The organism is Sphingomonas sp. 1185, assembly GCF_040544655.1.
GTDB lineage: Bacteria > Pseudomonadota > Alphaproteobacteria > Sphingomonadales > Sphingomonadaceae > Sphingomonas.
Genome location: NZ_JBEPKL010000013.1, coordinates 1 through 24,554 on the forward strand (window position 1 = coordinate 1; position 24,554 = coordinate 24,554).

The window sequence follows — 24,554 nt, forward strand, 5'->3', positions numbered from 1 at the left end:
AGGCCTGCGAGCGAGGCGATCTTGCGACGGCACAGCGTGCCCAGTTCGGGAAGTTCACCGAGCAGGGTTGCCAGGACGGTGGGTCCGATGCCGGGAACGGCCATCAGCAGCCGGGCCTGTTCGGACAGGGCGTGATCCTGGGCGATGAAGCCTGCGATCTGGCGGTCGAGCTGGGCAATCTGCTGGCCGAGCAGGTCGATCATGGCCTCGATGGCTTGCGCGATATCGGGCTGACCTGCGCTATGGCGATGCAGCTTTTCGGCTTTTCGCATGTCGACCAACTGCCTGCGGCGGCGCAGGAAATCGGCCAAGTGCGAACGGGCCGGGCGGAGCGGGATGGTGGCGGGCAGGTTCAGCGCCGCGCCCATCTGCGCCAGAACACGGGCGTCGACGCGGTCGGTCTTGGCCAGCGTGCCGGTGGCCCGGGCGAACTCGCGCGCTTGGCGCGGATTGACGCGTGAGAAGGGATGGCTGCGGGTCGCAAGCGCCGCGATCAACTCGCCGTCGCAGCCGCTGGTGGCTTCGAAGACGACACGGACATCATGGTCGAGCGTGTCGAGCCAGGCGGCGATGGCATCCGGTGTATTGGCGATCTGCCCGATCCGACCGGATGGCAGTTCGCAAATGTCGATGAGAGCACGCGAAAGGTCGCAGCCGATGACGGCTTGTGGCATGGTATAGGCTCCTGTCCATGTCGTGCGGGATCAGCAGTCCCAAGCAACTGTTCAGGGTTGTGACCAACGCGGAAGGGACCCTTGTTCCCTATCGGGCTCCAGACCCTCGGGGGGACGGGCTCCCTTCCGCACACCTTCATACCAGCATCACATCAGACAAGGGGGGCAAAGGTGCTTCGCAGAGCCCATCACCTCACTGGCACAGTCTCACCGCCACCCTGTCGAGCGCGCGGTCGTGACTCGCCGTCTCGCCCGCGCTCAGGAACCCCTGTCGGGCCACGAAGCGATCAGCGTCGTGGCGAACCCGCTCGACATCGTGCCACAGGGCCTGCGCCTCGGCCTGCGACAGGCGGCGCGCCTTGCGGGCATTGCCGATGTCCGCCTCCAGGATATTGGCGCGCATCGCGACATGCGCCTGGCGCGGATCGCGGACCTTGCCGCCGGTGGGCGCGCGCAGGCGGTGTTGCTGCGCCAGGTCGCAGCCGGGATAGTCGCGGCCCATCGGCCGGGCCGAGACGGGCAGCGCGGCCATAACCGTTGACAGCGTCGCCAGGAGCAGGGTTCTGCCGGTCATCATATCTCTCCCATCGGATGATGCGGGGATTCTACGCGCGGGCGGCTTGCCCGCTCCCGACCGGGGCGTGACATTCCCGTCAGCCGGGCGGTTTCGGCACCCCCGGACCGGCGGCGTGCGGGGGTGCGCGAAAGGGTCCAGCCGCCTCCCATTTCGCTTCCCCTTGGGGGCCGGAATTCCTATATACTCGCTATGGCAGATACCCCCCAGACGAATGAGTACGGCGCCTCCTCGATCAAGGTGCTGAAGGGCCTCGACGCGGTGCGCAAGCGGCCGGGCATGTATATCGGCGACACCGACGACGGCTCCGGCCTGCACCATATGGTGTTCGAGGTCAGCGACAATGCGATCGACGAAGCGCTGGCGGGGCATTGCGACCGCATCGACATCCAGCTGAACGCCGACGGCTCGGTCAGTGTCACCGACAATGGCCGCGGCATCCCGACCGGCATCCACCCCGAAGAGGGCGTGTCGGCCGCTGAGGTCATCATGACCCAGCTCCACGCGGGCGGTAAGTTCGAGAACACCAGCGACGACAATGCGTACAAGGTCTCGGGCGGCCTGCACGGCGTCGGCGTGTCGGTGGTCAACGCGCTGTCCGAGTTCCTCGACCTGACCATCTGGCGCGACGGCGAGGAGCATTATATGCGTTTCGCGCACGGCGATGCGGTTGCGCCGCTGAAGGTCGTCGGCAAGGCCGAGCCGGGGCAGAAGGGCACCCGCGTCACCTTCCTGCCTTCCCCCGCCACCTTCAAGATCACCGAGTTCGACTTCGACAAGCTGGAGCATCGCTATCGCGAGCTGGCGTTCCTGAATTCGGGCGTCCGCCTGTTCCTGACCGATGCGCGCCATGACGAGCCCAAGACGGTCGAGCTCTATTACGAGGGTGGCATCGCCGCCTTCGTGAAGTGGCTGGACCGCTCCAAGTCGCCGCTCTTCCCCGAACCTATCGCCATTCATGGCCAGCGCGATGCGATCGGCATGGACGTCGCGCTGGAGTGGAACGACAGCTATTACGAGAACGTCCTGGCGTTCACCAACAACATCCCCCAGCGCGACGGCGGCACGCATATTGCGGCCTTCCGCGCTGCGCTGACCCGCACGCTCAACAATTATGCCGACAAGTCGGGTCTCCTGAAGAAGGAGAAGGTCACGCTAACCGGCGACGACATGCGCGAAGGTCTGACCGCGATCGTCTCGGTCAAGCTGCCCGATCCGAAGTTCAGCAGCCAGACCAAGGACAAGCTGGTCTCCTCCGAGGTGCGTCAGCCGCTGGAATCGCTGATCGCCGACAAGCTGGCCGACTGGCTGGAGGAAAATCCGCAGAACGCGCGCGCGATCGTCGCCAAGATCATCGACGCCGCCGCCGCGCGCGAGGCCGCCAAGCGCGCCCGCGAGCTGACCCGGCGCAAGGGCGTGATGGACATCGCCTCGCTCCCCGGCAAGCTGGCCGATTGCCAGGAGCGCGATCCCGCCAAGTCCGAACTCTTCCTGGTCGAGGGTGACTCGGCCGGTGGTTCGGCCAAGCAGGGGCGCAACCGCCACTTCCAGGCGATCCTGCCCTTGCGCGGCAAGATCCTGAACACCGAGCGTGCGCGGTTCGACCGCATGATCTCGTCCAAGGAGATCGGTACGCTCATCCAGGCGATGGGCACCGGCATCGGCCGCGACGATTTCAACGCGGACAAGCTGCGTTATCACAAGATCGTCATCATGACCGACGCAGACGTCGACGGCGCGCATATCCGCACGCTGCTGCTGACCTTCTTCTATCGCCAGATGCCCGAGCTGATCGAGCGCGGGCACCTCTATATCGCCCAGCCGCCGCTCTATAAGGCGACGAAGGGGCGGTCGGAGGTGTACCTGAAGGATGACACCGCGCTCGACGAATATCTGGTCGAGGCGGGTGTTTCGACCATGGTGCTGGAAGGGCCGGGCGGCGCGCGGTCGGGCAACGACCTGAAGGCGCTGGTCGATCATGCGCGGCGGATGCGGACCCTGATGCGCTACGTGCCGCGCCGCTATGACGCCGCGATCATCGAGGTGCTGGCGCTGGCGGGTGCGCTCGACCCCGTGCTGACCCGCGAGCAGCGCATGGCGACGGTGGTCGAAACCACGCGCCGTCTGGAGTCGGGCGATCACGAGGCGCGCTGGTCGGCGCGGCTGACCGAGGATGGCGGCGTCCATTTCGAGCGGCTGTGGCGCGGCGTGACCGATCACCACATCGTCGAGGCCAGCTTCATCGCCTCGGCCGAGGCGCGCAAGCTCCACACGCTGGCCGCCGAACAGGCCGAGAGCTTCGCGCAGGCGGGCAAGCTGGTGCCGCTGCGCAGCGCCGCGACCGAGCCCTCGGCCGATGTCGTGCCGACCGACGAAGAGGGCCACAGCACCACGCTGGCGCGCGGCGAAACCCGCGTGGCGCGGCCCAGCCAGTTGCTGGAGGCGATCCTGACCTCGGGCCGCAAGGGCCTGGCGATCCAGCGCTACAAGGGGCTGGGCGAGATGAATGCCGAGCAGCTGTGGGAAACCACGCTCGATCCGGCGGTCCGCTCGATGCTGCGCGTGACCTCGGACGATGTCGCGGCGGCGGACGAGGTGTTCAGCCGGTTGATGGGCGAAGTGGTCGAACCGCGACGCGAGTTCATCCAGGACAATGCGCTGAACGTGGCGAATCTGGACGTGTAATCGGGACTATCCATTCCCCCGCTCCGTTCAGCCTGAGCGAAGTCGAAGGCCACGCGAATCCCTTGGGCTTCGACTACGCTCAGCCTGAACGGCGGTGGGGGATGACGGCATCAGAACATAGGAGAGAGCAGGCATGAAGGCGATCGCACTGGGACTGATGCTGGCGGCGGGGACGACCGTCGCGGTGGCGCAGCAAAAGCCTGCCGCGTCCGCCAAGCCTGCCGCCGTCCCGGCCTACATCACCGCCGCGCTCGCCGATCCGGCGCGGGCCGAGCAGGCGGGCGACGATGCGCGGCGCCAGGCGGCCGCCGTCCTCGCTTTCTCGGGCGTGAAGCCGGGCGATACGGTGATCGATTACCTGCCGGGCAAGGGCTATTGGACCCGTATCCTGTCGGGCATCGTCGGGCCGAAGGGGCATGTCTATGCCTATTGGCCCGCCGCCGCGCAGCGTTACGCCGAAAAGTCGCTGGGCGCGATCCAGGCGCTGAACCTGCCCAACGCCACCGTGCAGGTGCAGGCGGTGAACATCCCCGCTTCGGACAAACCGGTCGACCTGTTCTGGACCGTCCAGAATTACCATGACGTCGCCAACAAGGATGCGGGCGAGCCTGCGCTGCGCGCCTTCGACCAAGCGGTGTTCAAGCTGCTCAAGTCGGGCGGCACCTATGTCATCATCGATCATGCCGATACGGTGGGCAAGGGGCTGGCCGACACCAATACGACGCACCGGATCGACCCCGACTATGTGAAGCGCCAGGTCCAATCGGTCGGCTTCCGCTTCGTCGGCGAGAGCCGCGTCCTGCGCAACCCCGATGACGACCATAGCAAGAACGTCTTCGACCCCGCCATTCGCGGGCGCACCGACCAGTTCGTCTACAAGTTCCGCAAGCCCTGAACCGGGCGGCGCGCCAGGGCTGACGGCGGATTGGGGGAAGGGGGGCGTGGCCTTCGACTGCGCTCAGGCTGAACGGAGTTTGGGTTTCGCCGCATCTGTTCCTCCGACCCGTTCAGCCCGAGCGACGTCGAAGGCCAAGGGCCGGACCCGCTAGACCGCCATCCGCAACACCGCCCGGACCCCGGCATGGTTCGGGTCGTAATCCAGCGTCGTCTGCAGGCTCTGCGCCATCGCGCGGATCAGCTTGGCGCCCAGCCCAGTGCCCTGCGGCTTCTGGTCCACCGCCATGCCGCAGCCGTCATCCTCGACCACCAGTTCGCAGCCCTGCTCGACGCGGGTCAGGAAGATGCGCACCTCGCCCGCGCGATCGGGATAGGCATATTTGCAGGCATTGGTGACCAGCTCGGTCACGATCACCCCGATCGACACCGCGCGGTCGGTCTTCACCCGGATCGGCTCGGCGGACAGGGTCAAAGTGCGCGGACAGCTATGGTGCGACCAACTCTCGCCCAGTTCCTCGACGAGCGCGCCCAGATAGTCGCGCAGGTCGACCTGGTCGACATCATTGGCGGTGTAGAGCCTCCGATGCACCTGCGCGATCGCCCGGATGCGGCGCTGCGTATCCTCCAGCGCCTCGCGCGCTTGCGCATCCGTCAGGCTGCCCTTCTGCAACCCGATCATCGCCGACACCAGCTGTAACGAATTGGCGACGCGGTGATTGACCTCGCTCAGCATCGCCTCCAGCCGGGCATTGGAGGCGCGCAGTTCGGCCTCGGCCACGGCCTTGGCGCGTTCCAGCCGGGTGCGGTCGAGCACCTGCGCGAAGCTGGCGGCGAGCAGCGCGAAGAAATCCTCGCCGACCGTCTTCACCACATAGTCCGCCGCCCCGGCCTTCAGCGCGGCGACCGCGATCCGCCCCTCGTCCGAGCCCGTCACATAGACGACCGGCGGCGGATCGGGCAGCGCGGTGATCGCGGCCAGCGTTTCCAGCCCGTCCATGCCGGGCATATAATGGTCGACCGCGACCAGATCGAAATCGCCCGCCGCCGCCAGCGCGACGCCCTCGTCCCCCGATGCCGCACACGACACCGCATAGCCGTGCCGCCCGAGCGCGCGCGACACCAGCCGACGCAGCGCATCGTCGTCGTCGATATAGAGGATGCGGGGCGGGCCGCCGGTCGTCATGGGCAAGCGGGCGATCAGCCCTCGACCTCGGGCACCTGGATCACCGACAGGAACAGGCCCAGCTGGCGGATCGCCTGGGCGAAATTCTCATAATTCACCGGCTTGGTGATATAGACGTTGCAGCCCAGGTCGTAGCAGCGCTGGATCTCGACCTTGTCATCGGTGGTGGTCAGCACGACGACCGGGGTGCGCTTGAGCGGGCTGGCCTCCGCCTTGATCTTGGCCAGGATGTCGGTGCCGCTCATGTCGGGCAGGTTCAGGTCGAGCAGGACCAGCGCCGGGCCGTTCTTCGCCGGGCCGTCGGGCGCGTTGAACAGATAGTCGAGCGCGCTGGTGCCGTCGGTATAATGGCGGATGTCGTTCAGAATGCCCGCGCGGCGGATATTCTTCTCGATCAGGCGGGCATGGCCTTCGTCGTCCTCGATCATGACGATGCCGACAGAGCGATGGTCGTTCATTCAGGCGCTTTCGATGGAAAGGGTGGCTGGTAGCGACAGGAAGAAGGTCGCGCCTTCACCCAGTTGAGATTCGACGGAAATCGTACCGCCCAGGCGATAGGCGAGCGCGCGGACATGGGCCAGGCCGATGCCCTCGCCCGGCTGGTCCTGCTGGCCCGAGCGGCGGAACAGGTCGAAGATGCGCTGGTGATCGCGCGGGTCGATGCCGCGCCCATTGTCGCGCACCGCGACGATCACCCGGCCGCGCGTCTCCTCGGCGGAGACATGCACCTCGGCGGGGCGGGTCGGGTGGCGGTATTTGGTCGCATTCTCGATCAGGTTGGACAGGATCTGCTCCAGCGCGATCCGGTCGCTGACCACCACCGGCATCGGCCGGGCGATGGTGACGGTGACGCCGCGATCGTCGATCACGTGGCGGATCGAGTCGGTGATCTGTTCGGCCAGCTGGTCGAGCGCGATCATCTCGGGCGCGAGGACCCGGCGTCCTTCGCGGCTGAGCTTCAGGATGGCGTTGATCAGCCGGTCCATCTTGGCGGTCGAGGTGCGGATGAAGCCGATCGCCTCGGGCAAGTCCTCGCGCGCGGCGAGGCGGGCTTCCTCGGTCACGATCTGCGGCGCCTCCGCCTCGGCGCGGTCGATCAGCGCGGCCAGCGGCTGGGTGGCGGCGGACAGCTCGGCGGTGAAGCCCATCACGTTGACCAGCGGCGAGCGCAGGTCGTGGCTGACGATATAGGCGAAGCGCTGGATCTCCTCGTTCGCCAGCGCCAGGTCTGCGGTGCGTTCCTTGACCTGTTCCTCCAGCGTGGCGTTGAGGTCGGCCAGCTCGGCGCGCGACCGGGTCAGGTCGCGGGTGTAGCGGCGCACGGTCAGGAACGAGACGACCGCGACCAGCACCAGCAACAGCCCCGCGACACCGACCACGGCGGAAAACAGGCGGCGGCTGGCGGTCTGTTCGCCGTCGCGCAGGCGGAGCAGGCGGCGCTCCTCATGGCCCATCCGGTTGAACATCACGCGCAGCTTCTGCATCCGCTGCAACCCGCTGTCGGCGCGGAAATGGCGCAACGCCTCGGCCCCCAGCCCGTCCTGGACCAGCGTGTTGGTCGCACGCTGGGCGGCGTCCAGCTCGGCCAGGCGGCGCTCGACCGCGCGCATCGGGATCGCCTGGGCGGGGTTGTCGGCGGTCAGGCGCTTGAGGTCGGCCAGGCGCGGAATCAGCTGGTCATGCGCCTGGTCGAAGCTGGCCAGAAAGGCCGGCGTTCCCGCCAGCATATAGCCGCGCCGCGCGGTTTCCTTCTGTTCGGCCAGGCGCCGCACTTCGGTCAGGACGCTTTCGACCTGATAGGTGTGGACCACCCAGTCGCCATGCCGATTGGTCTGGCGAATGGCATAGCCCGCCGCGATCGCCGCCATGATCAGCGCGATGAACCCCGTCACCATCGCGGCGATCAGGATGCGGCCGATCGGATTATCGGCGCTCGGCTTGGGAGATCCCTCCTGCATGACGCGACGCCTTATCGGAGGAATGTCGTGGATACCAGAGAAGTTGCGCTGCCGTTACAGCAGCATTTGCTGCGGGCTGGGGCGGCCGACATGACCGCCGCCCTGCCGCCGCGCCATCTCGGTTTCGGCGGTGAAGCGGACATCGGGGTCGCGGTCGGTCAGGAACCCGATCAGCGAATCCTCGTCGATCTCGCGCCAGTCCTTGCCGCGATCGGGGCCATAGCGGACGCGCGGCAACAGGCCGGGGCTGCGCGACCATTCCAGCAGCTGCGCCAGGCCCGCCTCGTTCAGCTGATCGCGCAGATGGTGCGCGGTGACATAGGCGTCGGGAAAGGCGCGGTGGATGGGCAGGCCGCGCTCATGCACCAGCCCGGCGGGCTTGCGCCAGTAACGCAGGACCTGGTTGGAGAAGCTGGGGCTGTCGGGCCACAGGCGCAGCGCGCATTTCCAGGTGCAGATCCAGTCGGCGGACTGGGTCATGGCGGGGGTGCAATATTGCTGCTCGAAATCGGCGCGGTGCGCCGCCAGCGCCAGGCGACGCGGCCAGGGGTCGAGCACGCGCCGCGCGACATCGTGCCACCAGGGGGCGTCGGCGACCTGCTCGTCCAGGATATGGTGGATCGCCTGGGTGATCGGCGGAATCGGGCGGCCGGGATTGACCAGGATATTGCCGCCTTCGCCCTCCAGCTCCCAACGGCCGTCCTTGCCCAGCGCCACGTCCTGCCACCCGATCTCGCACACGCCGTGGGTGGGCGGGGCCTGTCCGGTCGTCTCCAGGTCGATGACACGGATAATCTGGGGCTGGGGACGCTGCATGGCCCCTATGTGGGCGTTCGGGGCGCGAAAAGCGAGGGGCTTGTCCCCCCTGCTATCCCATCAGGGCGCGGTCGCGCAGGCCGCGCCAGACATGCAGCGCCTGCACCGTCTCGGCCACGTCGTGCACGCGGATCAGCTGCACCCCCGCCTCCGCCCCCTTCAGCGCCAGCGCCAGCGAGCCGCCGAGCCGGGCATCGACCGGGGCTTCGTTCGACAGCGCACCGATCATCCGCTTGCGGCTGGCGCCCAGCATGATCGGACAGCCCAGGCCGTGGAAAAGGGTCAGGCCGTTGATCAGCGCGAGATTGTCGGCCAGCGACTTGCCAAAGCCGATGCCCGGATCGACCATGATCCGCGACCGATCGACCCCGGCGGCCACCACCGCCGCGACCCGCGCCTCCAGCCAGTCGAACACGTCCGTCAGCACATCGTCGTAACCGACCCAGCCATGCCCGCCCTTATCGGGGTCGGGGGAGTGCATCAGGATCACAGGGCAGCCCGCCTTCGCCACCACCTCCAGCGCGCGGTCGTCCCACAGGAGCGCGGCGACATCGTTGACGATGCCCGCACCCGCCGCGAGCGCCGCCTCCATGACGCCGGCCTTGCGCGTGTCGATCGACACCAATGCGCCGCCGCGCGCCAGCCGTTCGATGACGGGGGCGGTGCGGGCGATCTCGTCGCCTTCCCACACGGTGGCCGCGCCGGGGCGGGTGGACTCGCCGCCCAGGTCGATCACGCTCGCACCCATCGCCGCCATCGCCATGCCGCTATCGGCGGCGGCGGCGGGGTCGCCGACATGCTTGCCGCCGTCGGAGAAGCTGTCGGGGGTGACGTTCAGGATGGCGGCGACCTGAGGCTGGTCGAAACGCAGCGTGCGCGGCCCCATCACCCAGGGCGCACGGGGAGCGGTGAAGGCGGCGTGGAGGGATTGCGCGCGAGGCTGGCCGCCCAATTCCGCTGCGAAGCGCGCGACAGGGACGATGCGACGGCTGGTTCCTTCGCGGACCTCATAGGCCGAGAACCACTGCATTCCGCCCGCCAGACGCAGGGCGCTGCCGTTTTCCAGGCCCACAGGGGTATCGACGAACTGGATGGGGCGCAGGTGCATGATCTTGTCCTAAAATCCTCCCCGGCACGGGGAGGTGGCAGGGCGAAGCCCTGACGGAGGGGGGGCCACATAGGTCGTCCCGTGCGGCGATCCCCCTCCACCACCGCTTTGCGGTGGTCCCCCTCCCCGTGCCGGGGAGGATCGTTTTACGGCTGCGTCGCCAGCAGCCAGGTCTGGCGCATCGCGTCGATCGGCTTCAGCGCGCCTTCCAGTTCGTAATGCCAGAAGGTCCAGCCATTGCAGGTCGGCCGGTTCTGAAGCAGCGAGCCCAGCCGGTGGATCGACCCCGCCTGCCCGCAATCGGACAGCAGCGAGCCGTCCGCGCGGACCGTCGCGCGCCATTTGCGCTTGGCATCCATCAGCGGCATGCCGGGCATCAGATAGCCATTTTCGACCAGCGTGCCGAACGCCACCTTGGGCTGGGCCTTGGGGCTCTGCATCGTCGCCAATGCGCTTTCGTCGAGCGGCAGCGCGGCCTCGATCCGCTCGATCGCGGCGGCGCAGTAGGTCGGCTCGCGCTCGATCCCGATCCAGCGGCGGCCCAGCCGCTTGGCCACCGCGCCGGTCGTGCCGGTGCCGAAGAACGGGTCCGCGATCACGTCGCCGGGCCGGGTGCAGGCCAGCAGGATGCGATAGAGCAAAGCCTCGGGCTTCTGGGTCGGGTGGACCTTGTGCCCGTCCTTCTTCAACCGCTCCTGACCGCCGCAGATCGGGAATTCCCAGTCCGAGCGCATCTGGATCTCGTCGTTCAGCGTCTTCATCGAGCGATAGTTGAAGGTGTATTTGGCCTTCTCGCCCTTCGATGCCCAAATCAGCGTTTCGTGCGCGTTGGTGAAGCGGGTGCCCTTGAAATTGGGCATGGGGTTGGACTTGCGCCAGATGATGTCGTTGAGGATCCAGAAGCCCAGATCCTGCACCGCGGTCCCGACGCGGAAGATGTTGTGATAGCTGCCGATGACCCAGAGCGAGCCATTGTCCTTGAGGACGCGGTAGCATTCCGCCAGCCAGGCGCGGGTGAAGGCGTCATAGGCGGCGAAGGTGTCGAACTTGTCCCAGGCGTCGGTGACGGCGTCGACATGGCTGCCATCGGGGCGGAACAGCTCGCCGCCGAGCTGGAGGTTATAGGGGGGGTCGGCGAACACCATGTCGACCGACTTGTCGGGCAGCGAGCGGAGTGCCGCGATACAGTCGCCCATCAGGATCTGGTCGAGCGGCAGGTCGCTTTCGCGGTGCGCCGATACCGGCCGCGTCCCGATCGGCTTTGCCACCGTCTGGATCACCCCCATGCTATGTTCCTTCTACCCTCGAACCCTCGCATCCACCCGGAATGAGTCACACGTCAAGAGGCGATTCGCATGCGCGACTCGCGTGATTCCGCCAGATTCGGCGACGTGTTGCGATTTCGTGGCAGATATTGGGGGTGTGGATAACTTCGCCCCCAAGGGACGGGGTGTGGCGATTGCGACTCGGGTCGTCCTCAAAATCCTCGCCCTGTCCGATCGCGGGATCAAAGGTCCAGATAACATTGCGCCACGGGGGCGAAGCTGCGGCGGTGGAGCGGCGAGGGGCCATGTTCGCGCAGCGCCGCCAGATGCGTCGCCGAGCCATACCCCTTGTTGCTGTGCCAGCCATAAGCGGGCCATTGCTCGGCCGCCGCGATCATCATCTCGTCGCGGACATGCTTGGCCACGATCGAGGCCGCGCCGATCGCCAGCGACTTGGCATCGCCCCCGACGATCGCGGTGGCGGCATAGCCCCATTTGGGCAGGCGGTTGCCGTCGACCAGCACATGCGCGGGGTGGCCGCCCAGCGTCTCGACCACCGCGTCGACCGCCAGCGTCATCGCCTTCATCGTCGCCCAATAGATGTTGAGCCGGTCGATCTCCTCGGGATGGACGATCCCCACGCCGACCACCGCGCAGGCGCGGATCTCGGCACAGAGGCGCGCGCGGGTCTTCTCGGTCAGCTTCTTAGAATCGTTGATGCCGCCGGGGCAGTCCCGCTCGGGAAGGATGACGGCGGCCGCGACCACCGGCCCCGCCAGCGGCCCGCGCCCCGCCTCGTCCACGCCGCACAGGGGCATGGGAAAGCTGTGATCGACCATGGCGGGGGCTTTATCGTGGCGCGAGCGGGATAGGAAGATGCCCATTCCTCCCCTTGCAGGGGAGGAATGGGGCTACCCCCAACGCGCCGCAAAGGCGGCGGCGTCCCAGCCTTCGCGGCTGATCGCGGCGAGCAGGTGATAGAAGGGAACCATGCCCAGCCCATGTCCCATCGGGCCATGACCCTGACCCAGCCCCGGTGCGGCGGCGAGCGCGGCCTGGACGAAGGCGATGGCGCGGTCGACCGAATCCGCCAGCGCCATGCCCTGGCCCAGCCCGGTCGCGATCGCGCTGGCCAGGGTACAGCCGGTGCCATGGGTCGAGCGCGTGTCGAGCCGGGGATGCTGCCAGCGTTGCTCGCCGCCGGGCGCGACCAGCCGATCCTCGATCACCGGGCCCTCGCCATGGCCGCCCTTGACCAGCAGCGCGCGCGTCTGGTGCCGGACCATCGCCTCGCCCCCCAGCGCGGCGAGTTCGGGCAGGTTGGGGGTGGTCAGCGCGGCCAGCCCCAGAAAGCGGCGAAAGGCGGCGATGACATCGGCATCGGCCAGCACCGACCCGCTGGTCGCGATCATCACGGGGTCGAACACGACCGGAAGGTCCAGCGTCTCCAGCCGGTCGGCCAGCGCATGCGCGGTCTCGGCCGATCCGATCATACCGATCTTGACCGCGTCTGCGCCGATATCGGCCAGCACGCTGTCGATCTGCGCCATCACCATCGCGGTCGGCACCGGGTGGACCGCCTGCACGCCCAGCGTGTTCTGCGCGGTGAGGGCAGTGATCGCGGTCATCGGATGGCCGCCGAGCATCGCCACCGTCTTGATGTCCGCCTGTATCCCGGCGCCCCCGCCTGAATCGGAACCGGCGACGATCAGGATGCGGGGCGGGGGCGTGACGCTCATATTTTTTCGTCATGCCCGCCGGGCGTGCGGCGGGCAAGCGTCGGTGCGCCGCACGACGCCCCGCCGCGCTCGGCGCCGGGGGATAAATAAAGGCGGAAGAACGGCTTGGCGTCGTTTCGACGGCCTTCCGGAAGGCCGGCGACTCTGTGGCCGGTTCGTGACGTTTGGTTTCCGGCGGGCCGCGCCCCTTTCCCCGCGGCGGCGCTCGCTTATTTCGGACGCGCATCCATTCGGCGCATTATCGCGTTGCAGCGCATCGTGGATGACAAGGGAGACCTGATTTGATCGTTGATGCCGTACCACGCACCCGCATCATCATTTCCGAGGTATGGCGTCCCCTGCTGGCGCTGTTCATCTGGGACGTGATCGTCACGGTCGCCTATTATGTCCTGCCGTTCAAGGCGCCGTCGCTGCCGCTGACCTTGTTCGGCACCGCGCTCGCGCTGTTCCTGGGGTTTCGCACCAACTCGGCCTATCAGCGCTGGTGGGAGGGGCGGCAGCTCTGGGGCCTGATGATCAACGCCTCGCGCAACATCGCACGCAGCGCGCGCAACTTCCTGCCCGATCCCGAGGCGCACGACATGAAGCGATCGATCGTGCTGCGCCAGATCGCCTATGTGAACGCCCTGCGCTGCCAGTTGCGCAAGCAGCCGGTCGATACCGAGGTGCTGCGCTTCCTGTCGCGCGGCGAGGCGGAGCCCGCGCTGGCGCGGACCAACACCGCCAACGGGCTGCTCGACGGCACCGGCCGCCGGATCGACGATGCCCGCCGCAAGGGCTGGATCGACACCATTCAGCAGACCCAGATGGAATCGGTGCTGGTCGACATCGCCAATTCGCAGGGCGGCATGGAGCGGCTGAAGAACACCCCGCTGCCCAACCAGTATCGCTTCATCCCGGCCTTCTTCACCCGGCTGTTCTGCGTGCTGCTGCCGATCGGGCTGGTCGAGACGCTGGGCTTCGCCACGCCGGTCGGCTCGTCGATCGCGGGGCTGATGTTCCTGGCCGCGTTGCAGATCGGCGACGATCTGGTCGATCCCTTTTCCGACACGGTCCACGACCTGCCGCTGAGCGCAATGTGCCGGACGATCGAGATCGACCTGCTGCAGGCGATCGGCGACCCCGCACCCGAACCGATGAAGCCGGTCGACGGCGTGCTCTGGTAAGATTCCTGCCGTCCTCCTCCGGCCGCGCCGGGGGAGGGGTCAGGCGGCGTTGTCGATGCCCAGCTCGCCCAGCTTGCGATAGAGCGTCGAGCGCCCAATCCCCAGCCGCCGCGCGACCTCGGTCATGCGGCCGCGATAATGGCCGATCGCCAGGCGGATGACATCGGCCTCGATATCCTCCAGCGGGCGCAGATTGCCGTCGGGGCGGAACAGGTTGATCCCGCCATTGTGCATCCCGTTCGCTGCGCCAGTCGTCGCCGAGGGCCGGTCGCCGAGCGAGGCGATCTGCGGGAAATCCGAGGCGTTGAGCACATCGCCCTCGCACAGCACGGCGGCGCGGAAGAGCGCGTTCTGCAACTGGCGGACATTGCCCGGCCAGTCATAGCGGCGCAGCAGGTCGAGCGCATCCTCGGTAATGCCCAGCCAGCGCAGCCCCGGCTGCTGCGCGATCCGGTCGAGCAGATGCCTTGCCAGCGCGGGCACGTCGTCCGCGCGGTCGCGCAGCGGCGGGATCGCGACATGAACGGTGTTGAGCTTGTAATAAAGGTCCTCGCGGAACCGCCCCGCCTCGACCGCTTCCAGCAGGCGTCCGTCGGAGGCGGCGATGACGCGGACATCGACCTCGCGCGCGTGGCGGGCGCCCAGCGGCACGATCGCCCCGGTGTGGAGCATGTCGAGCAGCCGCGCCTGCGTGTCGAGCGGCATGCCCGAAATCTCGTCGAGGAACAGGGTCGATCCGTCCGCCTCGACCATCTTGCCGATCCGCCGCTCGAACGCGCCGGCAAAGGCGCCTTCCTCATGGCCGAAGATGATGCTGTCGAGCTGGTTGGCGGGGGTGGCGGCGCAGTTGACGCGCAGCATCGGCCGATCGGCGCGGGGGGAGGCGGCATGGATCGCCTCGGCCAGCGATTCCTTGCCGACGCCGCCTTCGCCCTCCAGCAGCACCGACACGCGCGCGCGCGCGGCCTTGGCGGCGACGGCCAGCGCGGCGCGGAACTCCGGCGCGTCGCCGACGATATCCTCAAAGGCGAGCAGCGCGGGGATCTTCTCGGTCAGCGGGCGAAGCTCGCCGCTGGTCTGCGCGGCGACCGCCGCCTCCAGCGCGCCGAGCAGGCGCTCGGGGGCCAGCGGCTTGACCAGGAAGTCGGTCGCACCCGCGCGCATCGCCGCCACAGCCTGTGCCACCGAGTCATTGGCAGTCAGCATCAGGATGGGCAGTTCGGGGCGAAGCGCATGGCAATCGGCGATCAGGGCGGTTGCGTCCGCGCCGGGTGCCCAATGGTCGATCAGCACGGCGTCCAGCTCGCGCCCCTGTACCGAACCCAGGACGGAGGCCGCCATATCGGCATCGGTCGCGAACAGCGTACGCCAGCCGCCGCGCTGCGCCAGAGCGGCGATCAGTCGCCGTTGCGCAGGTTCGTCGTCGATCAGCAGCAGCAAACGTTGGCCGTTGCGCGTCATAAACCGTCCCGTAGTCCCCGTTGCCCCCTGGATGGCGCAACTTTGTTAAAATCTGCGTTAATTCGGGACAATGTCCGAAACACGACGCAAAGGCACGTCTTATATTGCGACCCAAGCGTTCGATTTTGCGCCGTTACGACCCGTGGGCCATTTCGGGGTTGATCCGCCTGTGCCGGTGAATAAGCTCCTGATCCGGTGAATGCGGAAGGACCCACTTTCGCATGCCGACAGCAAGGGTGAGGATCATGGCGGCCAACGAGACCGGCACCGGCGACATGAAGGCGCATGTCGCGACCTATGATCGGATGATCGGAATGCTGAAATGGGGATCGATCGGCGTCGCCATTCTGGTGGCGATCGTCCTCTGGCTGATCGCGTGATGTGATGGGCGTGCATATCGCGGTGCTGCGGGAGACGGCCGGGGACGAGAGCCGCGTCGCTGCCACGCCGGAGACGGTGCGCAAGCTGACCGCGCTGGGCGCGACGCTGGCGGTCGAACGCGGCGCGGGGCAGGCGGCGGGGATCGCCGATGGCGATTACGAACAGGCGGGCGCGACCGTCGCCGAACGCGGCGAGGTGCTGGCGGGGGCGGGGATCGTCCTGGCGATCCAGGCGCCCGAGGCCGAGGGGCTGCGCGGGGTGGGCGAGGGCGCCTGGGTGGTCGCGGCCTTCGATCCGTTCCGGCGGCACGAGACGGTCGCGGGCTATGCCGCCGCCGGGCTGGAGGCGCTGGCGATGGACCTGATGCCGCGCATCACCCGCGCCCAGTCGATGGACATATTGTCGTCCCAGTCCAATCTGGCCGGGTACAAGGCGGTGCTGGAGGCGGCGAACGCGTATGGCCGCGCCCTGCCGATGATGATGACGGCGGCGGGGACGATCCCGGCGGCGCGCGTCTTCGTGATGGGGGTGGGGGTCGCGGGGCTCCAGGCGATCGCGACCGCGCGGCGGCTGGGCGCGCAGGTGTCGGCCACCGATGTCCGCTCGGCGACGAAGGAACAGATCCAGTCGCTGGGTGCCAAGCCGATCTTCGTCGAGGGCGTGGCGGGGATCGAGGGCGAGGGCACCGGCGGCTATGCGGGCGAGACCAGCGAGGAATATCGCAAGGCGCAAGGCCAACTGGTCGCCGGGCATATCGCCAGGCAGGACATCGTCATCACCACCGCGCTGATCCCCGGCCGCCCCGCGCCGCGGCTGGTGACGGATGCGCAGGTCGCGACGATGCGGCCGGGCAGCGTCATCGTCGACCTGGCGGTCGAGGCGGGCGGCAATGTCGAGGGCGCGGTGGCGGGCGAGGTGGTGACGCGCCACGGCGTCACGATCATCGGCCACCGCAACATGCCCGGCCGCCTGGGCGCCGACGCCTCGGCGCTGTTCGCGCGCAACCTGCACAATTTCCTGGCCGCCTTCTGGGACAAGGACGCCGGACGCCCGGTGCTCGACGCCGAGATCGGCGATGCGATCCGGCTGACACGGGGTGGGCAGGTGGTGAACCCGAGGTTGGCATCATGATCCTCCCCGGAACGGGGAGGGGGACCGGCGAAGCCGGTGGAGGGGGGCGGCGGCAAATACTCCGCCCCGAAGTATCGCTGGCACGGAAATTACGGCGGACAATGACGCTTCCCGAGGTCATGCTCTGGCAGCAACTGCACAGTTCACCTGGCGGGCTAAGGTTCCGCCGACAGCATCCGGTCGGATGTTACGTCGCCGACTTTTTCTGCGCAAAATCGCGTCTGATCATCGAAGTCGACGGAGCGGTGCACGGCGTGGAAACGCGCCCGATCCGCGACAGCGCACGCGATCGATATTTGAACGACAACGGGTATTGGGTGCTCCGGATCGGAGCCGCCGAGATCCTGCGCGATGTCGAGGCGGTCGCCGCTTCGATCGTCTCGCTGGCGGCGGCCCCCCTCCACCACTCGCCTGCGGCGAGCGGTCCCCCTCCCCGTTCCGGGGAGGAATAAGATGGACTTCGTATCGATCCTGTCGATCTTCGTGCTGGCGTGTTTCGTCGGCTATTATGTCGTCTGGTCGGTGACGCCCGCGCTCCACACGCCGTTGATGGCGGTGACCAACGCCATTTCCTCGGTCATCATCGTCGGGGCACTGATCGCGTCTGCCGCATCCTCTGGGGCGACGGGATCGGGCGTGGCCAAGTGGCTGGGGCTGGGTGCCGTGGTGCTGGCCAGCATCAACATCTTCGGCGGCTTCGCGGTGACGCAGCGGATGCTCGCCATGTACCGCAAGAAGGAGAAGCGCTCGTGATCGCCCCCGTGCCGCCCGCGCCGCTCACCCCTGCGGTCGAGGCCATTGCCGCGAACCCCTGGGTTTCGCTTGCCTATCTGGTGGCGGGGGTGTGCTTCATCCTGGCGCTGCGCGGGCTGTCGAGCCCGACGACCAGCCAGCGGGGCAATCGCTTCGGCATGATCGGCATGGCGATTGCCGTCGTCACGACGCTGGTGACGCATGTGCCATCGATCGGCTCCGGTTGGACGACGGCATGTGAAATCGGAGAGGCAATTTGCCCCTTTGGTTCTCAGATTGATTGGGTTGCCGTTCTCGAAATTCTTGCTGCCATCGGCCTGGGTGCGGCGATCGGCATCACCACCGCGCGGCGCATCGCGATGACCGCGATGCCGCAGCTGGTCGCCGCCTTCCACTCGCTCGTCGGACTCGCCGCCGTCGCGGTCGCCTGTGCCGCCTTCCTGAACCCGGTCGCCTTCGACATCGCCGACATGGTCGTCCCGATGATTGGCCAGCCCTTCGCCAGCATCCATGTCGTCAGCCGGGTGGAAATGGCGCTGGGCGTGGCGATCGGTGCGATCACCTTTTCCGGCTCGGTGATCGCCTTCCTCAAGCTCAACGGCAATATGGGCGGCAAGCCGATCCTGCTGCCGGGTCGTCATGCGCTGAATGCGGGGCTTCTGGGCGCGATCGTCATCCTGGTGGCGATGTTCACGCGCGACCAGGCACCGTGGATCTTCTGGACGATCACGCTCCTGTCCTTCGTCATCGGCTTTCTGCTGATCGTGCCCATCGGCGGCGCGGACATGCCGGTCGTGGTGTCGATGCTGAACAGCTATTCGGGCTGGGCCGCCGCCGCGATGGGCTTCACCCTGCACAATACGGCGATGATCGTGACCGGCGCGCTGGTGGGCAGTTCGGGCGCGATCCTGTCCTATATCATGTGCCGGGCGATGAACCGCAGCTTCGTCAGCGTGATCGCGGGCGGCTTCGGCGCGAGCGATGCGGGGGGCGGGGCTGCGGCGGCGATCGACCGGCCCTGGAAGCGCGGCAGCGCGGAGGACGCGGCCTTTCTGATGAGCCAGGCCGAACAGGTGGTCATCGTCCCCGGCTATGGCATGGCGGTGGCGCAGGCGCAGCATGTCCTGCGCGAGATGGGCGACCTGCTCAAGAAGGAGGGCGTGCGCGTCAAATATGCCATCCACCCGGTCGCGGGGCGGATGCCCGGCCATATGAACGTCCTGCTGGCCGAGGCGAACGTGCCCTATGACGAGGTGTTCGAGCTGGAGGACATCAATGCCGAGTTCGCGCAGACCGACGTGGCCTTCGTCATCGGCGCCAATGACGTGACCAATCCGGCGGCCAAGACCGACAAGTCCTCGCCCATCTACGGCATGCCGGTGCTCGACGTGGAAAAGGCCAAGACGGTGTTGTTCATCAAGCGATCGATGGGCGGCGTCGGCTATGCGGGTGTCGATAACGAGCTATTTTATCGCGACAACACCATGATGCTGCTGGCGGACGCGAAGAAGATGGTTGAAGAGATCGTCAAGGCGCTCGGCTGAGCGTCCGATTCGGACTGACGTCGACTCCCGGACGTCATCCCGGTCGCAGCGACGATGGCGATGGCGGGGCGACGGCTCCGCCGGGCCGGTCATGCTGCGACCGTGATCGAAAGCCCGCCATGGCGGGCGGCGGGGAGCAGGTGTGGAACAGCTAGACCCTTATGGGGACGGATTTCCGGTCGTCGTCATCAGCGCGCCCGCGCTGAGCGGTGCGGCGGGGCAGGCGGTGCGGCAGGCCGGCGGGCGGGTGATGCGCGCGATCGACTGGCCCGCGGTCGCCGAGGAGATCGGGCGGCAGGCGGGGCGGCCGCTGCTGATGATCGACACGCACGGCGCGGAGGCGATGGAGGTGGCGCTGGCGCGGATCGACGCGGTGGCGACCGCGCTCGACCTGCCGGTGCTGGTCAGCCTGCCGACCGCCGATATCGATCTGGTCGCGGCCATGCTGCTCGGCCCGCGCGTCGTGATGCTGTGCGACGCGAGCGAGCTGGAGCTGGTCGCCGCGCTGGCGGTGGCGGGGGCGACCAATGGCGGCGCGTCGATGCTGCACGGCCATGTCCATGAGGGCGAATCCGAACGGCTGCGCCAGCTCAACGCCGAGGTCGCCCGGATCGCCGAGGTGCTGGCGCGGCTGTCGGTGCAGGGCGAGGAGGAGGGGCGCGGCGGAGTCGGCGACCGGCATCAGAGTTTCCATGCCGCCACCGCGCGCGCCCAGCCGGGCGATGCCGAGATCGTCCGCCGGATGATCCGCGCGCGGCGGCTGCGCGACGGGCTGTTCGGAGCGGGACTGTTCGAGGAACCCGCCTGGGACATGCTGCTCGATCTCTATGCCGCGCATCTGGAGGGGCACCGCGTGTCGGTGTCCAGCCTGTGCATCGCCGCCGCCGTCGCGCCGACCACCGCGCTGCGCTGGATCGGCAAGATGACCGAGGCAGGGCTGTTCGCGCGCCAGCCCGATCCCGCCGATCGCCGCCGCGCCTTCATGATGCTGACCGACCGCGCGCTGGAGGGGATGCGCGCCTATCTGGCGGCGCTGCGGCGGCTGGGCTGAGCCTAGCCCGCCAGCGCCCAGCGGATCGCGCCGCCCAGTCGCCGTGTGCCCGCCCGGATGGCGGGGCGCATCGCGACCGCGCCGTCCAGGCCATGCAGCCGCGCCGCCCAGTCGGGCAGCAGCGCGATACCCGCCTGGGTCAGCCAGTTGCTGACCGGCGCGAGCGCGGGGCTGGGGGCGGGCTGGTTCAACAGGGTGCGCGCGACCGTCCTGGTCCGCGCATCGACGCGCAGCTCACCGCGCACCGAGGCGAGGAACCGGGCCAGCTGGTGCCGGTCCTCGGGTACGTCCGTCGCCCCCAGTCGGCGCGCGATCTGCGCCATCTCGGCCAGATAGCGGTCGGCCTGTTCATCGGAGAAATCGGGGTCGCGATAGGTGCGGTGCGCGCGCAGGAAGCTGTCGACCTCGGCGGCATGCACGAAGGTCAACAGGTGCGGATCGTTGGCGGCATAGGGGGTGCCGTCGGGCAGCGTGCCCTTCACCCGGTCATGGACGTGGCGCACCCGCGCGATCATCTGCTCGGCCGCCTCGGTCGCGCCATAGGTGGTGACCGAGATGAACCCGGCGGTCCGCCGCAGCCGCCCCGCCATGTCGCGGCGGAAATCGCTATGGTCCCAGACCCCGGCCAGCGCGGCGGGATGGAGCATCTGGATCAGCAGCGAGGCGATGCCGCCCGCCATCATCGCGGTGAAATCGCCATGCACCGCCCAGGTCGCCGAGCCGGGGCCGAACAGCCCGTCATCGCCCGGCGGCCGGGTCAGGTCGAGTTCGCGACTGCCGACGACGTCGCGGATCTGGTCGGCAATCTGGCGGCGGACGGGGAGCATGGCGGGATAACGCGTCGGCGGGACGTTGCGTTGCGTGCGAGCGAGGGGGCATCGGGATGGTCGATGCTTGCCGCGCGTGTTTTCCCGTGGCCTTCGACTTCGCTCAGGCCGAACGGAGCGGGGGGATTTGTCCTTGGCGAGATGTTGGCCCGTCCATGCTCCCCGCACGATTTGCCCGTTCGTCCCCTACCCCAAACTCCGTTCAGCCTGAGCGAAGTCGAAGGCCACGCCCGACACCCGCGCCCCTCACCCCCGCCGGGCCGCCTCCCACGCCGTGCGCTCGTCGGGGAAATGCCGCTCCACCACCAGGTCGCTGGCGGTTTCGCTCGCCAGGTCGACTGCGACCGAGCCCGCCCATTCATAGGTCGCATTGCCCGACAGCGTGACCATGCCATCCGCCTGCGCGAAGGCGCGGACCAGCCCGCCCCGGTTGAACACCACGGTCGGCACGTCCCAGCCGATCCGCCCGGTCAGGCATGCGGCATAGGTGGATGCCGCCATCGCGCTGCCGCAGCTGTCGGTCAGGCCCACCCCGCGCTCGAAGGTCCGGACGAACAGCGACGGCCCGCGCACCTCCACGAAGGAGACATTGGCGCGGTGGGGCAGCCAGTCGGGCGCGGCCTCGCAAATGCCGCCCAGACGGACCAGCTCGGCCTCGTCCACCGCGTCGACGAAATGGACGAGATGCGGATTGGGCATGGTGACCGCGGTGAAGCGCCGCCCGGCATCGAGCATGGGCAGCACCGCCTCGACCAGCCGGTCGGGCGCGCCATGGATCGGCCAGGCGGCAGTCGAAAGCCCGGCGGGCCCGGCGGTCTCGCGCACCGTATAGACGCCCGGCGCCAGATCGGCGTCATGGACCGCATCGGCGTGCGAGGTCTTGAGCCGCACCGTCGCGGCCTCGATCCCCAGCGCCTCGAACCCGGCGCGCGCGACGCAGCGGACGCCGTTCAGGCAGGTCTCGGCCTCGCTGCCGTCGCTGTTGCGCATCACCATGCCAAAGGCGGCGCGGTCGTCGCCGGGGACCAGCAGCAGCAAGCCATCGCCCCCAACCGGCCCCGCGCGGTTCGCCAGCGCGCGCGCGACCGCGGCCCATTCCGCTTCGCTGAGCGTCAGGGCGCGTGCGTCGATCATCGGGAAATCATTGCCCGAACCATGGCATTTGACGATCTCGAACCGCATGGGCGATAACTCCGACAGAATATGGCTCGGCGCTTAGCCCAGCCGGACGGGCTCCGCCAGCAGCGCGGGCGCCGGACCGGCTGACCGCCGGCAGGGATTGGAGGGGCACAGGGACATGATCACCGCGATCCGGGAAGTGCGGCGGGCCAAGGGCATGACGCTGGACGATGTCGCGCGCGCCTGTTGCCCGCCGACCACGCCGCAGACGATCGGACGGCTGGAGATGGGGACGCGGACCGTGTCGCTGCCCTGGCTCAACCGCATCGCCGCCGCGCTGGGCTGCACCACCGCCGATCTGGTCACGCTGCCGGTGCGCGAGACGCTGCCGGTGGCGGCGCTGCTGGGGCCGCGCGGGGCGGTGGCACCGCGCAGCGCGCGCGCCGTCTCGCCGCCCTGTGCGACGCCGGGGATGATCGCCGTCACCGTCACCGGCGCGGTCGGCGATTACCGGGCGGGCGATGAACTCTGGTGCGAACCGCTGGCGCCCGATAGGTTCGCCGACGCCATGAATCGCGATATCCTCGTGCCGCGCCCCGTCGGCGGCTATGTCTTTGCCCGGCTGGCGGCGGTGGGGGACGACACGCTCCGCCTACTGCCGCTCGAACCCGGTGCCGCCGGCGTGACGGTGGCGGCACCCGCCTGGATCGCGCGGGTGGCGCGGCTGGTGCGCACGCTGTGATCCGGCTCGCCCCGATCCTGGCGCTCGCCCTGGCGATTCCGGCGGCGGCGCAGCAGACCGCCCCCGCCGCACCGGCCCCGCCGGTGGTCGAGAAGCCCGAGCTGGTCCGCGCCTATCCACACGACACGACCGCCTTTACCGAAGGGCTGCTGATCGCCGACGGCACGATGTACGAAAGCACGGGGCGCGAGGGGCAGAGCGTGATCCGCCAGGTCGACCTGGCCACCGGCAAGACCCAGCGCCAGGCGACCGTCCCCGACGGCCTGTTCGGCGAGGGCATCGTCGCCTGGGGCCAGGAACTGCGCAGCGTCACCTGGCATGGCGGGCGGGGTTTCCGCTGGAGCCGCCCGGCGCTCAAGCGGGTCGGCGAATGGCGCTATGAGGGCGAGGGCTGGGCGATGACCGATGACGGGCATCGGATCATCCTGTCGGACGGCACGCCGCGCCTGCGCTTCCTCGATCCCGCGACGATGAAGGTCGCGCGCACGCTGGACGTGACGGTGAACGGACGGCCGCTCAAGAACCTGAACGAGCTGGAATATATCGACGGGCAGATCTGGGCCAATGTCTGGATGACCCGCTATATCGTGCGGATCGATCCCGCCTCGGGGCAGGTGGTCGGGGTTATCGATCTGGGTGACCTGATCGCGCGGGTCGGGCTGACCGATCCCGACTCGGTGGCCAACGGCATCGCCTTCGACCGGGTGAAGCACCGCATCTTCGTCACCGGCAAGAACTGGCCCGAGCTGTTCGAGATCCGCCTGCCCGCGCCTGCACCCGCCCGCTGAGGCGGGCGACGTTCCGTCGCGCCTCGCATATCCTTGGCGCCATTATATTTTCCCGATGGTGGGGCCGGATACGGATGCGGACTTGCGCGTTTACGCAGCGGTAATATGCAAAAATAACATGAGTTATGAATTGCGTGTTCGGCCCGATCCGGCCATAAGAGGGTGAGCCCTGTGCCCGCGCGGACGGATCATGGGACGAAGGAATAAGGAGCAACGTTTCTTGCCGACCAGCACGCGTTTTGTCGTTTCGCTGCATATGCTTGCGCTCATGGCCGACCATGGCGATACGCCCCTGCGCTCGGAAGACATCGCGCTCAGTGTCAATTCCAACGCGGCGGTGGTCCGCGCGCTGCTGCTCCGACTGGCGAGCGCCGGGCTGACCCGGTCGCAACTGGGCAATCGCGGCGGCGCGATGCTGGCCCGGCGATCGGCGGAAATCCGGCTGGTCGATGTCTATCAGGCGGTGGAGGATCGAAACTTCTTCGCCTTTCACCGCCAGCCGCCCGAGGGCGACGGGCTGATCGACCGGCATATCACCGCCAGCCTGGAATCGATGCTGACCCCGGTGCGCGAGGCGCTGGAGGACAAGCTGGCCGAACTGACGCTCGACGATGTGCTGGACGACATCCGCGCCCGCGATCAGGCGGTGCCGTTGCGGCTTTCGGCCTGACGCAGAGCCGATCGACATTCAG

25 protein-coding genes are annotated in these 24,554 nt (G+C 68.2%); 12 read left to right on the forward strand and 13 right to left on the reverse strand.

The window, feature by feature from the left end; genetic code table 11:
- Together ABIC44_RS10480 and ABIC44_RS10485 are read right to left on the reverse strand one after the other, a co-directional pair.
- Positions 1-674 (reverse strand): IS110 family transposase (locus ABIC44_RS10480; RefSeq protein WP_354295297.1); only part of this gene is annotated, 674 nt, incomplete at its 3' end.
- 193 nt (positions 675-867) lie between these two features.
- Positions 868-1,251: a hypothetical protein gene (locus tag ABIC44_RS10485; RefSeq protein ID WP_354295299.1), complete on the reverse strand. Its 384-nt coding sequence runs from the start codon at positions 1,249-1,251 to the stop codon at positions 868-870.
- Positions 1,252-1,440: 189 nt separating this feature from the next.
- Here ABIC44_RS10485 and gyrB point away from each other — a divergent pair, with 189 nt between their 5' ends.
- Entirely contained in the window at positions 1,441-3,933 is a 2,493-nt protein-coding gene (gyrB, locus tag ABIC44_RS10490; protein WP_354295301.1) for a DNA topoisomerase (ATP-hydrolyzing) subunit B, read from the forward strand.
- 133 nt (positions 3,934-4,066) lie between these two features.
- The gene (locus tag ABIC44_RS10495) at positions 4,067-4,828 is read left to right on the forward strand and encodes a class I SAM-dependent methyltransferase (RefSeq protein ID WP_354295302.1); all 762 of its coding nucleotides are present in this window, start codon (positions 4,067-4,069) and stop codon (positions 4,826-4,828) included.
- Between the two features lie 150 nt (positions 4,829-4,978).
- Here ABIC44_RS10495 and ABIC44_RS10500 read toward each other — a convergent pair whose 3' ends face one another.
- From ABIC44_RS10500 to thiD, 8 genes are all read right to left on the reverse strand, one after another.
- Entirely contained in the window at positions 4,979-6,013 is a 1,035-nt protein-coding gene (locus ABIC44_RS10500; protein ID WP_354295304.1) for a sensor histidine kinase, read from the reverse strand.
- Between the two features lie 14 nt (positions 6,014-6,027).
- Positions 6,028-6,471: a response regulator gene (locus ABIC44_RS10505; protein WP_309700615.1), complete on the reverse strand. Its 444-nt coding sequence runs from the start codon at positions 6,469-6,471 to the stop codon at positions 6,028-6,030.
- Positions 6,472-7,971 (reverse strand): sensor histidine kinase, encoded by a 1,500-nt coding sequence (locus ABIC44_RS10510; RefSeq protein WP_309697789.1) that lies wholly within the window; start codon positions 7,969-7,971, stop codon positions 6,472-6,474.
- A gap of 54 nt (positions 7,972-8,025) precedes the next feature.
- Complete coding sequence (locus ABIC44_RS10515; protein ID WP_307101124.1) at positions 8,026-8,787, reverse strand: exonuclease domain-containing protein; 762 nt, start codon at positions 8,785-8,787, stop codon at positions 8,026-8,028.
- 52 nt (positions 8,788-8,839) lie between these two features.
- Positions 8,840-9,895, reverse strand: a complete 1,056-nt coding sequence (gene folP, locus ABIC44_RS10520) for a dihydropteroate synthase (protein WP_354295306.1) — start codon at positions 9,893-9,895, stop codon at positions 8,840-8,842.
- 146 nt (positions 9,896-10,041) lie between these two features.
- Positions 10,042-11,181 (reverse strand): site-specific DNA-methyltransferase, encoded by a 1,140-nt coding sequence (locus ABIC44_RS10525; RefSeq protein WP_307101120.1) that lies wholly within the window; start codon positions 11,179-11,181, stop codon positions 10,042-10,044.
- A 221-nt stretch (positions 11,182-11,402) separates the two neighbouring features.
- Positions 11,403-11,999 carry a ribonuclease HII gene (rnhB, locus tag ABIC44_RS10530; protein WP_309700623.1) on the reverse strand — a complete coding sequence of 199 codons (597 nt, stop codon included), beginning with the start codon at positions 11,997-11,999 and terminating at the stop codon, positions 11,403-11,405.
- 72 nt (positions 12,000-12,071) lie between these two features.
- On the reverse strand, positions 12,072-12,899 hold the full coding sequence (gene thiD / locus ABIC44_RS10535) for a bifunctional hydroxymethylpyrimidine kinase/phosphomethylpyrimidine kinase (RefSeq protein ID WP_354295308.1): 828 nt from the start codon (positions 12,897-12,899) through the stop codon (positions 12,072-12,074).
- A 281-nt stretch (positions 12,900-13,180) separates the two neighbouring features.
- Between thiD and ABIC44_RS10540 the strand changes: the two genes are divergently transcribed.
- Positions 13,181-14,065 carry a bestrophin family protein gene (locus ABIC44_RS10540; RefSeq protein WP_307101110.1) on the forward strand — a complete coding sequence of 295 codons (885 nt, stop codon included), beginning with the start codon at positions 13,181-13,183 and terminating at the stop codon, positions 14,063-14,065.
- A 39-nt stretch (positions 14,066-14,104) separates the two neighbouring features.
- Here ABIC44_RS10540 and ABIC44_RS10545 read toward each other — a convergent pair whose 3' ends face one another.
- Positions 14,105-15,526: a sigma-54-dependent transcriptional regulator gene (locus tag ABIC44_RS10545; RefSeq protein ID WP_354295310.1), complete on the reverse strand. Its 1,422-nt coding sequence runs from the start codon at positions 15,524-15,526 to the stop codon at positions 14,105-14,107.
- Positions 15,527-15,771: 245 nt separating this feature from the next.
- Between ABIC44_RS10545 and ABIC44_RS10550 the strand changes: the two genes are divergently transcribed.
- From ABIC44_RS10550 to ABIC44_RS10575, 6 genes are all read left to right on the forward strand, one after another.
- Positions 15,772-15,906 carry an aa3-type cytochrome c oxidase subunit IV gene (locus ABIC44_RS10550; RefSeq protein ID WP_307101107.1) on the forward strand — a complete coding sequence of 45 codons (135 nt, stop codon included), beginning with the start codon at positions 15,772-15,774 and terminating at the stop codon, positions 15,904-15,906.
- A gap of 10 nt (positions 15,907-15,916) precedes the next feature.
- Positions 15,917-17,038, forward strand: coding sequence for an NAD(P) transhydrogenase subunit alpha (locus tag ABIC44_RS10555; protein ID WP_354295398.1), 1,122 nt, complete (start codon positions 15,917-15,919; stop codon positions 17,036-17,038).
- A gap of 101 nt (positions 17,039-17,139) precedes the next feature.
- The gene (locus ABIC44_RS10560) at positions 17,140-17,490 is read left to right on the forward strand and encodes an endonuclease domain-containing protein (protein WP_354295312.1); all 351 of its coding nucleotides are present in this window, start codon (positions 17,140-17,142) and stop codon (positions 17,488-17,490) included.
- Between the two features lies 1 nt (position 17,491).
- Positions 17,492-17,791: a proton-translocating transhydrogenase family protein gene (locus ABIC44_RS10565; RefSeq protein ID WP_307101104.1), complete on the forward strand. Its 300-nt coding sequence runs from the start codon at positions 17,492-17,494 to the stop codon at positions 17,789-17,791.
- Positions 17,788-19,335: an NAD(P)(+) transhydrogenase (Re/Si-specific) subunit beta gene (locus ABIC44_RS10570; RefSeq protein ID WP_502959840.1), complete on the forward strand. Its 1,548-nt coding sequence runs from the start codon at positions 17,788-17,790 to the stop codon at positions 19,333-19,335. The genes ABIC44_RS10565 and ABIC44_RS10570 overlap by 4 nt, the downstream gene beginning before the upstream one ends.
- A 142-nt stretch (positions 19,336-19,477) precedes the next feature.
- A complete protein-coding gene (locus tag ABIC44_RS10575) occupies positions 19,478-20,386 on the forward strand; it encodes a winged helix DNA-binding protein (RefSeq protein ID WP_354295314.1) in 909 nt (302 codons plus the stop codon).
- 2 nt (positions 20,387-20,388) lie between these two features.
- On the opposite strand, the gene ABIC44_RS10580 is transcribed toward ABIC44_RS10575, so the two are convergent.
- Positions 20,389-21,213, reverse strand: a complete 825-nt coding sequence (locus ABIC44_RS10580; protein WP_354295315.1) for an oxygenase MpaB family protein — start codon at positions 21,211-21,213, stop codon at positions 20,389-20,391.
- Positions 21,214-21,459: 246 nt separating this feature from the next.
- Positions 21,460-22,395, reverse strand: coding sequence for a diaminopimelate epimerase (dapF, locus tag ABIC44_RS10585; protein ID WP_354295317.1), 936 nt, complete (start codon positions 22,393-22,395; stop codon positions 21,460-21,462).
- Positions 22,396-22,510: 115 nt separating this feature from the next.
- Between dapF and ABIC44_RS10590 the strand changes: the two genes are divergently transcribed.
- The 3 genes from ABIC44_RS10590 (at position 22,511) to ABIC44_RS10600 (ending at position 24,532) form a co-directional block, all read left to right on the forward strand.
- Positions 22,511-23,074, forward strand: coding sequence for a helix-turn-helix domain-containing protein (locus ABIC44_RS10590; protein WP_309700631.1), 564 nt, complete (start codon positions 22,511-22,513; stop codon positions 23,072-23,074).
- Positions 23,071-23,862 (forward strand): glutaminyl-peptide cyclotransferase, encoded by a 792-nt coding sequence (locus ABIC44_RS10595; protein WP_309697761.1) that lies wholly within the window; start codon positions 23,071-23,073, stop codon positions 23,860-23,862. The genes ABIC44_RS10590 and ABIC44_RS10595 overlap by 4 nt, the downstream gene beginning before the upstream one ends.
- A gap of 220 nt (positions 23,863-24,082) precedes the next feature.
- Positions 24,083-24,532 (forward strand): Rrf2 family transcriptional regulator, encoded by a 450-nt coding sequence (locus ABIC44_RS10600; protein ID WP_307101092.1) that lies wholly within the window; start codon positions 24,083-24,085, stop codon positions 24,530-24,532.
- Positions 24,533-24,554 lie beyond the last annotated feature (22 nt).